The 10841-nt window shown below is 38.6% G+C and carries 7 protein-coding genes; 3 read left to right on the top strand and 4 right to left on the bottom strand.

Annotated elements, in window-relative coordinates; genetic code table 11:
* Window position 1: 1 nt before the first annotated feature.
* The 3 genes from ABN763_RS13815 to ABN763_RS13805 all read left to right on the top strand — a co-directional run bounded on the left by ABN763_RS13815 (window position 2) and on the right by ABN763_RS13805 (window position 5155).
* The gene (locus ABN763_RS13815; protein ID WP_410486072.1) at window positions 2-925 is read left to right on the top strand and encodes a PorP/SprF family type IX secretion system membrane protein; all 924 of its coding nucleotides are present in this window, start codon (window positions 2-4) and stop codon (window positions 923-925) included.
* Window positions 926-1055: 130 nt separating this feature from the next.
* Window positions 1056-4328 carry a PDZ domain-containing protein gene (locus tag ABN763_RS13810; RefSeq protein WP_410486071.1) on the top strand — a complete coding sequence of 1091 codons (3273 nt, stop codon included), beginning with the start codon at window positions 1056-1058 and terminating at the stop codon, window positions 4326-4328.
* Between the two features lie 143 nt (window positions 4329-4471).
* A complete protein-coding gene (locus ABN763_RS13805; protein WP_410486070.1) occupies window positions 4472-5155 on the top strand; it encodes a uracil-DNA glycosylase family protein in 684 nt (227 codons plus the stop codon).
* 70 nt (window positions 5156-5225) lie between these two features.
* On the opposite strand, the gene hpf is transcribed toward ABN763_RS13805, so the two are convergent.
* The 4 genes from hpf to metG all read right to left on the bottom strand — a co-directional run bounded on the left by hpf (window position 5226) and on the right by metG (window position 10817).
* Window positions 5226-5531 carry a ribosome hibernation-promoting factor, HPF/YfiA family gene (gene hpf, locus ABN763_RS13800; RefSeq protein ID WP_410486069.1) on the bottom strand — a complete coding sequence of 102 codons (306 nt, stop codon included), beginning with the start codon at window positions 5529-5531 and terminating at the stop codon, window positions 5226-5228.
* A gap of 255 nt (window positions 5532-5786) precedes the next feature.
* Window positions 5787-6308 carry a ferritin gene (locus tag ABN763_RS13795; protein ID WP_410486068.1) on the bottom strand — a complete coding sequence of 174 codons (522 nt, stop codon included), beginning with the start codon at window positions 6306-6308 and terminating at the stop codon, window positions 5787-5789.
* A gap of 129 nt (window positions 6309-6437) precedes the next feature.
* On the bottom strand, window positions 6438-8567 hold the full coding sequence (locus tag ABN763_RS13790; protein WP_410486067.1) for a Tex family protein: 2130 nt from the start codon (window positions 8565-8567) through the stop codon (window positions 6438-6440).
* A gap of 174 nt (window positions 8568-8741) precedes the next feature.
* Complete coding sequence (gene metG / locus ABN763_RS13785; protein ID WP_410486066.1) at window positions 8742-10817, bottom strand: methionine--tRNA ligase; 2076 nt, start codon at window positions 10815-10817, stop codon at window positions 8742-8744.
* Between the last annotated feature and the right edge of the window lie 24 nt (window positions 10818-10841).

Genomic DNA, 10841 nt, shown 5'->3' with positions numbered 1-10841 from the left:
GATGAAAAAGTTACAGATACACAATACAATCATCTTATTCGCATTGGGATTATGCGCAGTCAAAGCGCAACAAACACCGGCTTTTACTGATTATAATTACAACCCGTTCATAATCAATGCCGCCTATGCAGGTACCCATAGTGAAGCAGAAGCAGTGTTAAGCAACTCAGGTTTCAATAATCAAATAGACGGTGCGCCAAAAAACTTTTACCTTTCTTTTAATACGGCAATTAACGAAGGTAAAATGGGATTGGGAGCATTTATTATGAACGACCAGATAGGTGTGACCAATGCAACACAAGCCTCTATTGCGTATTCCTACAAGCTGTTTTTCGATTTTAAAAGTAATCGCCCGTATTGGCAATTATATGATAGGACTGTACTTTCTTTTGGAGTTACCGCGGGGGTATTACAATACGAAGAGAATTTATTGGAATTAGGCATACAAAACGACCCTAACTTTGCTGAAAACATTAATAGTGCGCTACCCGCAGCAGGACTTAGCGTACTATTTGGTCATGGCAACTTTTTTGCTGGAGTATCAGTCCCTAACGTTTTGGGAGATCGATTACTAAATCAAGATAATTTAAATCTATCTAGACCTATTTACGGCTATACCGGCTATCATTTTGTAATGAATAAATACAATCCTAGCTTTATCATAAAACCAAGTCTGTTATTCAAATATGAAAACGGTGCACCTTTTCAAGTTGACACCAACATCAGCATTCGTTACAAGAATAACTTTGAGGCAGGTGTTGGTTTTCGTACCAGTAATTCCTTTAACATAGCAGCAGGTTTTTACTTATTTAAAAATTTAAGAGCTATGTATAACTATACACAAGGCACTGGCAATTCACCTCTTGGAAGTACGCATGGTATTTTATTAAGTTTTAGAGCTGGAAAAGGATATCAACAGATATAAAATATCAAAGAAATAAGTATTTGTTTAGCCTATAGTTAGCAGAAATTGATAGACAATCTGGAGTATTTTTTGGTAAAATTTTAAGAAATATATTGATTAATTTCAACCATTATTAATCAACCCACCAAAAATGAAACAGCTAATTACCGGTTTGCTGTGTCTGTCCTTTTCAGTTTCAACTGCTCAAGGAACACAGTTACTACGTCAACCTACAATTTCTAATACTCATATTGTATTTGTTTATGCCAATGACCTTTGGAAAGTTCCTATTGCTGGAGGTGACGCAGTACGTTTAACTTCTGATGAGGGTTACGAATCGGTGCCGCATTTTTCACCGGATGGTAAATTGGTTGCATTTACAGGTCAGTATGATGGTAATACTGATGTTTATGTTGTGCCATTGGAAGGAGGTTCACCTAAACGACTAACATGGCATCCCTTTGGAGATTATGTTACCGGTTGGACTCCCGACGGAAAGGTGTTATTCAGATCGGCCAGAAAAGCCCACCCTACTCAAATAAATAAGTTATACGCGGTAAGTACTGAGGGCGGATTTCCTGAAGAAATAGATATTCCAAGGGCATCATATGGCGAATTATCTGATGATGGTTCACATCTTGCATATACTCCCATCACTTCTTGGGATGCTGAATGGCGAAACTATCGTGGTGGACAAGCAATGCCTATTTGGATTGTTGACATGAAAACAAAAGAGCTTACTACAACCTCACAAAAAGATCAGGAGCGGCATTTGGATCCTGTTTGGGTTGGTAAAAAAATATTCCATTTGTCAGAGCGAGACTACGCTAGTAATATATGGTCATTTGACACCGAAACAGGACAAGAAAAGCAGCATACTTTTCATAAAAAGTTCGACATAAAAAGTCTGGATGCTTTTGGTAATTCGATTGTTTATGAGCAAGGTGGTTATTTACACATCCTAAATGCTAACGATAATAGTACAAGGCAATTAGAAATCAATGTAAAAGGCGACCAAGATTTTTCGAGAGTACGTTGGGAAAATGTAAATGGAAGAAGCTTGGCTAATCCGAACATTTCACCTACCGGAAAACGAGCAATATTTGAACACAGGGGTGAGATTTTCACGGTACCGAAGGAAAATGGTAGCTGGCGTAATCTGACCAATTCATCAGGCGTAGCCGATCGGTATCCTATCTGGTCCCCAAAAGGAGACCGCATCGCATGGTTTTCTGATAACTCAGGAGAGTATCAACTTGTAATTGCTGATCAACAAGGCGCTGTTAAAAAAGAGATTGAACTTCCGGCAAATACTTTCTATTTTGTTCCTGATTGGTCTCCTGATGGCAAACACATTGCCTATTCTGATACGGATTATAATGTTTGGATTACTACCATTTCAACAGGAAAATCAGTAAAAGTTGCAACCGACAGATACGCACATCCTAATCGAACCATGAACCCTGTTTGGTCGCCCGATAGTAAGTGGATAGCATACCCTAAACAGCTGGATAGTCATTTTAAAGCCATTTTTGCTTATAATGTTTCGTCAAAGCAAACGGTTCAAATTACTGATGGTATGGCCGATGCGATTAGTCCAGTTTGGGATGAAAAAGGGAAATACCTGTACTTTTTAGCGAGTACTGATTACGGATTAAATAGTGGCTGGCTCGATATGAGTTCGTATGATCCGCAAGTCAATAGAAGTTTATATTGTGCGGTACTTTCAAATAAGGATAAGGCACCTATAATGCCTAAAAGTGATGAGGAGACTGCTTTAAAAAATACGGCAGAAAAGGATAGCTCAAAGAAGAAAAAATCCAAGAAAAAATCAGATAAAAAAGAGGACGAAAAGTCTTCTGATGCAATAACTGTGACCATCGATAGCGGAGTTCAAAATAGAATCGTCGCTTTAAAACTGGACGCACGTAATTATTTGGGACTAATCGCTGGATCAGAGAAAAAACTGTTTGTTTTCGAAGCGGTACCCAATGAGCAAGGTGCGAGTATTCATTCTTATGACGTCGAAAAGCAGAAAAAAGAAGACTATGAGTCGGGAGTAAGAAACGCAGTTATAAGCGCTAATCGAAAAAGCCTGCTGATACAAAAAGGAGGTAATTGGATGATTAGTGCAACCTCAGGAAAACCAAATGCAAGCAAAGATGGAATTAACACCAACTTGAAAGTTAAAGTAGATCCAAAAGCAGAATACCATCAAATATTTAAGGAAGGCTGGCGATTCATGCGTGATTTCTTATATGTTGATAATGTACACGGCGCCCCATGGGATGATGTGTATAAATGGTATGCACCGTGGATTGATCATGTGCGTCATCGCACGGACCTTAATTATGTGGTCGATATTATGAGTGGAGAAGTTGCTATTGGACATTCGTATGTTTATGGAGGCGATTTTGTCGATTTAGATTTTGTACCAATCGGTTTATTGGGTTGTGATCTTGTTTTAGAAAATGGAGGCTATAAAATCGATAAAATTTATACAGGTGAAAGCTGGAATCCCCAAAACAATGCGCCATTGGCAATACCAGGAATCAATGTAAAAGAAGGGGAGTATTTGGTTGCTGTAAATGGCAAGGAGTTATTACCAAATTCAAATCCGTATGCCGCTTTTGAACAAACTGCGGGTAGAGCCACAACAATTATGGTGAATTCAAAACCCGGACTTGCCGGAGCGAGAGAAGTTTTGGTAACGCCGGTTCAAAATGAAAATGGACTAAGAACATCCGCCTGGATAGAAGGGAATAGAAAAAAGGTAGATGAATTATCGGGTGGCAAATTAGCATATGTATACGTACCTAATACCGGCGGAGGCGGATTTACTTCATTTAACCGGTATTACTTTTCTCAACAAGATAAAAAGGGAGTAATTATTGACGAGCGTAATAACGGTGGAGGCTCTGCGGCGGATTATATGATTGATATTATGAACCGAAAACTGTTTGGCTATTTTAATAGTAAAGCTGGAGATAATAGACCATGGACAACTCCTATTGCTGGTATTTGGGGTCCTAAGGTAATGCTAATTAATGAACGTGCAGGCTCAGGAGGAGATTTATTGCCATATATGTTTAAAGAAGCCAAAATAGGAACTTTAGTAGGTACTAGAACATGGGGTGGATTGGTAGGTACATGGGATACCCCACCGTTTATTGATGGGGGTCGAATGGTAGCACCCCGAGGGGGCTTCTTTGATGCCGATGGAGAATGGGCTGTAGAAGGCGAAGGGGTCGCTCCAGATATTGAAGTAATTCAAAACCCAAAACAGGTACTTCAAGGCAAAGACCCTCAACTGGAAGCAGGGGTGAAGGAAGCAATGCGTTTATTAAGACAAGGAGAATTTCAATTAAAACCTGAACCAGCAGCACCAATTCGATCGAAACGTCCCGCCGGATTTAAGAAATAGTTTCATAAACCAGCAACGTTAGTTACATTAACTTGCAAGGTCTTTCCGGCCTTGTAGGTTTGGACTAATATGGCTTGGCTTGATAAAAGTAGCCTTACAAGTTACGCTCCCGTGTCGGGAATACCTCACAGATCAATATACAGATGATGACATTTGCTAATCAAATACTTGGTTTTTTAAAGCAGTTGGGTTTCAACAAGCGGTTACCAAAAGGAATCAAGATTCTCCATCCGTTTCACGATGAAACTGTGATGGATTTGGTGCAGCAGTTTTACCAGAAGTATTATAATGACACTAAACAACGTAAGTTGGTTTTGGGAATTAATCCAGGAAGGCTGGGTGCTGGTGCAACGGGTATTCCGTTTACCGATCCCAAGAGACTTCGGAATGTTTGTAATATTCACACCGATATCCAATTGCATGAACCTTCTTCTGTTTTTGTGTATGAAGTGATTGAAGCATTTGGTGGAGCAGAGCAGTTTTACAATGAGATATATATTTCGTCCGTTTGCCCGCTTGGTTTTGTCATTGAAGATGAAAAAGGCCGCGTTAAAAACTATAATTATTACGATAGCGCGAAGCTTACAAAAACTGTACAGCCGTTTATAGTGAAATCTATTAAAGAACAACTTGAATTCGGTATTGAAAGAGATCAGGTGTTTTGTATGGGTACCGGAAAAAACTACAAGTTTTTGAATGGGTTGAACAAGAAAGAAGGCTTTTTCAAAGAGGTGATTCCAATAGAACATCCTCGATATGTGATGCAGTATAAAATGAAACAGAAAGAACGTTATATTGAAAAATATATCAGCGCGCTGCGAGCATGAACTATTAAATAAGTAGTAAATAAGAAAACTTAGAAGAGGGAGTAAATAATTCCCTTATGTGCCTTCTAGCTTAAATAGCCTTACGCTTTAATTTGGTTTTCCTTCTTTCTAGTTGATCTTTTAAATCATCTATAGTAGCTAAAACTGACTTTTCAAAGTCAATTTCATCAGATGAGGCCACAATTTGTGGTCCCTTTAAACTTAGTCGTATGGTGCATATATGTCCAAAATCATCTTTTGTATTCTCCTTTTTAAAAAAAACATCTGCACGAATGACATCAGAATATTTCTCCTCAAGACGGTTTAATTTTTTCTCAAGAAGTTCTTGGAGTCTAGCACTAGCTGCTATATTAACATATTCGTAGACGATTTGCATTTTTTTGATTTTCGATGAAAGAATAAAGATTATGCCGCCTTTTTAAGTAGGTCTAGCATAGGACAGCGCTTACAACGTTTGTTTTCGCCTTTTTTAAACTTTTTGCAGCATTTGGTCTTACAATTCTTGTGAACCTTTATCTGCTTAACGTCAATTTTCTTTTTAGACTTTTTACCCATGCCGAATTACAACAACTCGACAAATGTAGTTATTTTAAATTGATCTAAATAAGCTTTAAGTGTTAAAAAAAGAATTTTAGGCTTCTTCTGTAATAGAGGCAGCACTTTCTGCGCTTATCAGTTGTACATCGCGGTCAAACAGGTATAATCCGCCTTTATCATTACCAATGAGATTGATTTTATCTAAAACAGTACGAGCCAAGGCCTCTTCTTCAATTTGTTCGGCAACATACCACTGTAAAAAGTTATGGGTGGCATAATCTTTTTCCTCTAGGGTAATATGTACAAGATCATTAATACTTTTAGAAACGAAAATTTCATGGTCATAAAGCTCTTGAAACATTTTTTGAAAAGTGCCAAAGTCTTTTTTAGGAGCACTTAATTCTGAAACAGTGGCATGACCACCACGTTCGTTAACGTATTTTACTAGTTTAAGCATGTGCATACGTTCTTCATCAGAGTGTTCGTACATAAATGCAGCAACCCCTTCTAGTCCTTTTACTTCTGCCCAACACGCCATTGATAAATATACCTGAGATGACTCAGCTTCAATTCGTATTTGATTATTTAGTGCTTTTTCTAATTTTTTTGATAACATAACTCTTCCATTAATAATGTAAAGTTAGCCAAAGAAGCTTGATTATTTCAGTAGAATGAATTTAAACTATCAATGCCTCAATTGGTTTTGACAATAAGAATTACGCACTGAGAATCTCCGGGCTAAAGATCACACTTTCTTATGTAATGCTAACTGAATTCGTTTTCTTGGAATATCGACCTGTAGCACCTTTACAATAAGCTGTTGATGAAGGTGTACATGCTCATTGACATCTTTTACAAATGAGTCTGACAAATTAGAGATATGAATAAGACCACTTTCCTTAATACCAATATCGACAAAACACCCAAAATTGGTAATGTTATTGACGATTCCTGAGAGCAATTGCCCTTCTCTTAAATCGGTAATGGTTCTCACATTTTGATCGAAGGTAAACATCTTAGCTTTTTCACGAATGTCTAAACCTGGTTTTTCAAGTTCTTTTATAATATCTTGAAGAGTAGGAAGCCCTACGGTTTCTGTACAATAATTATCTAGGTCAATCTGATTCAGTATTTGGGTATTTCCGACCAGACTAGATAGCGGAGTATTGGCATCTTTTGCCATTTGCTTAACAATGCAATAGCTTTCAGGATGAACGGCAGAATCATCTAAGGGGTTAGTGGCTTGTTTGATTCTTAAAAACGCAGCTCCTTGTTCAAAGGCTTTGCCGCCCAAACGTGGAACTTTTTTAATATCGGTTCTGCTATTAAAACTTCCATGTTCATTGCGATAGTTAATAATGTTTTCGGCTAATTTTGGTCCGATACCAGATACATAACTCAGTAGTGAAGCACTTGCCGTATTAATGTTTACCCCAACAGTGTTCACACAACTTTCGACAACAGTGTCTAATGAGTTTTTCAATTTGGTTTGATCTACATCGTGTTGATATTGGCCAACCCCAATCGATTTTGCATCGATCTTCACTAACTCCGCAAGTGGATCTGCCAATCTTCGTCCAATAGAAACTGCGCCGCGAACCGTGACATCATAGTTTGGGAACTCATCTCTTGCAATTTTAGAAGCGGAGTAAATAGATGCGCCTGCCTCACTAACAACAAAAACTTCCACTGGATTTTTGAATGCAATTCGTTTTACCAATCGTTCGGTTTCTCTTGAGGCAGTTCCGTTTCCAATAGCAATTGCTTCAATTTTATGCGCATCAGCCAAAGAGCTTATCTTTTTAATTGCTTCCTTGTCCTTGTTTTGAGGTGCATGCGGATAAATGGTTTCGTTATGTTTTAACTCGCCCTGCGCATTTAAACATACCACTTTACAACCGGTCCTGAATCCGGGATCAATAGCTAAAATTCTCTTTTCACCTAAAGGAGCACCTAACAACAATTGTTTCAAGTTTTTTGAAAACACTTTTATGGCGTCATCATCAGCTTGTTCTTTTGCTTTTTTAAGTCGTTCGTTTGATAGGGTAGGAAAAAGCAATCGTTTATATGAATCTTTGATTGCTAATTCTATTTGATCGGTACATTCATTATTCGATCGAATAATACGATCTTCTATTTTAGTTAACGCCCGGTCGTGATCAATCTCGATTTTTACCCGAATAAACCCCTCGCTTTCTGCTCGTAAAATGGCTAGCAATCGATGTGATGGGCATCGTTTTAGCGCTTCACTCCAGTTAAAATAATCTCGAAACTTTTGCGCCTTTTCTTCATCCTTTTTAGTGCCAACAACCTTAGTGGTGATGATAGCGTAATTGTCTAGTTGATATCTAACGTTGTTTCGAATATCTGTCCGCTCGTTAATCCATTCTGCAATGATATGCCGCGCGCCTTCCAACGCCTCGTCCTCATTTTGGATAGTTTCATTTAAGTATTTAGAAGCGATGAATTCAATAGCATCACTCTTTTGACTCATTATGATTTTTGCGAGCGGTTCTAGCCCATTTTTAATTGCGGTTTCTGCCTTCGTTTTTCGTTTTTTCTTGTAGGGTAAATACAAATCTTCTAAAACGATTAGTTCAGAACAAGATTCGATTTTTTGCTTGAGTTCAGCCGTAAGAATGCCTTGTTCTTCTAAGGCCTTCATGATGGCAATTTTGCGCTTTTCTAATGCTTCAAATTGGCTTTTAAACCTAACAATTTCTCCGATTTGCACCTCATCTAAATTGCCAGTCCGCTCCTTTCTATAACGAGAAATAAATGGGATGGTACAATCCTCATTTAGGAGTTGAATGGTATTTTCAATGCTATTTTGAGAAAGCTGCGTATGGTTGGTGATGTATTGGGTTAGGGTCATGTTTTTAAGTCTTCAGTCTTCAGTTGGCAGTACGCAGTAATATGTTTTAGTTAACCACGTGGGCCATGAATTATTAACCGTTAAGAGTAATCAGTTTTTAGTTTTCAGGTTATTGAATAGGTAGTAAATTGGATTTTTGCCAACTGCCAACTGCCAACTGCCAACTGCCAACTGTTAGCTAATCCCCTCCCCATTGTGCACTCCAGCCTCATCCGGATTGACAAACACTAATTTGCCTTCGGCATTCTCGGTCATCAAAATCATTCCTTCACTCTCAACACCACGTAATGCTCTTGGTGCCAAGTTGACTAGCACAGTAACTTGTTTGCCAATGATATCTTCTGGTTTAAAGCTCTCGGCAATTCCTGAAACAATGGTGCGGGTATCAATTCCCGTATCTACTTTTAATACCAGTAACTTCTTGGCCTTTGGCATTTTTTCTGCTTCAATAATGGTGCCTACACGCATATCGAGTTTAGTGAAATCATCAAAAGTAATGGTTTCTTTTTGCGGCTCAGCAGTTTTATTTTCCGCTTCGTTTGCCTTTTTAGTGGCTTCTAATTTATCCAATTGTGCCTGTATTTCTTTGTCTTCTATTTTAGCGAACAGGAGCTCACTTTTATTAATAGTATGGCTCGATGGAATAAGAACTTCTTTTGAAGTAACATCGCTCCAGGAGATAGTCCTATCAACTGCGCTCGAGGTGACATTGAGTATATTTTTAAGCGTGCCAGATGTAAACGGTAAAAAGGGCTCACTTAAAACAGCAAGTCCGGCGGCAATTTGAAGTGCCACAAACATGACTGTTTTGGTTCGCTCTTCATCCGTTTTAATGGTTTTCCAAGGCTCTTCATCAGCTAAGTACTTATTGCCAAGACGAGCAAGATTCATCAACTCTTGACTCGCTTCTCTAAATCGGTATTTTTCAATGGAACTTGCAATAATATTAGGAAATGCTTTTAACTGTGCCAATGCTTGTTCATCAACCTCATTATAGGTAGATGGGGTAGGAACTTTACCACCATAGTACTTGTGTGTAAGTACCGCTACACGGTTAATAAAGTTACCAAAAATCGCAACAAGCTCGTTGTTATTCCTAGCTTGAAAATCTTTCCATGTAAAGTCATTATCCTTATTTTCCGGGGCGTTAGCGGTTAAAGCGTAGCGAAGTACATCTTGCTTATCAGGAAACTCTTCTAAATACTCATGCAGCCAAACCGCCCAGTTTTTTGAGGTGGAGAGCTTGTTACCTTCTAAATTTAAAAATTCGTTAGCCGGCACATTTTCAGGAAGTATATAACTGCCTTCTGCTTTTAACATCGATGGGAATATGATACAGTGAAAAACGATATTATCCTTCCCTATAAAATGGACTAATTTCGTGTCTTTGTCCTTCCAATAGGGTTGCCAATCTTTTCCTTCGCGCTCGGCCCATTCTTTCGTAGATGAGATATAGCCAATAGGTGCATCGAACCAAACATAAAGTACTTTGCCTTCGCCACCTTCAACAGGAACCGGAATCCCCCAATCTAGGTCTCGTGTTACTGCCCGAGGCTTCAATCCATCATCGATCCACGATTTACATTGCCCATAGACATTAGCTTTCCAATCTTTTTTATGTCCTTTTACGATCCACTCTGTTAGAAAATCGGTATAACGATCTAATGGTAAAAACCAGTGCTTAGTTTGTTTTAAAGTTGGCTTTGCGCCTGAAATAGTCGACTTCGGGTTAATCAAATCAGTGGCATTTAATGAGCTACCGCAGTTTTCACACTGATCGCCATAGGCTTCTTCATTTCCGCAGTTAGGACAGGTGCCGGTAACAAAACGATCCGCTAAAAATTGATCCGCTTCGGCATCATATAATTGCTCGGTAACTTCTTCAATAAAATCACCTTTAGCATGTAATGTTTTAAAAAATTGAGAGGCAGTTTCGTGATGTATCTTAGCTGAGGTACGTGAATAATTGTCAAAGGCAATACCAAAATCAGCAAACGACTGTTTGATAATGCCATGATATTTGTCAATAACCTCCTGAGGAGAAACACCTTCTTTTTTAGCCTTCATCGGTATCGCCACACCATGTTCATCACTTCCGCAAACAAATAATACGTCATTATCTGTTAGGCGAAGGTATCGTGCATAAATATCGGCTGGGACATAAACCCCGGCTAAATGACCAATATGAATGGGTCCGTTAGTATAGGGTAGCGCGGCTGTTATAGTATAGCGTTGTTTTGATGCTGACATAAATGGATTTTCTGAAGGCACAAA

The organism is Spongiivirga sp. MCCC 1A20706 (genome assembly GCF_046524175.1).
In the GTDB taxonomy this organism is placed as follows: Bacteria; Bacteroidota; Bacteroidia; order Flavobacteriales; family Flavobacteriaceae; genus Spongiivirga.
Note: the sequence above shows the minus strand (reverse complement) of the source record. Positions and strands in the feature narration are given on the sequence as shown.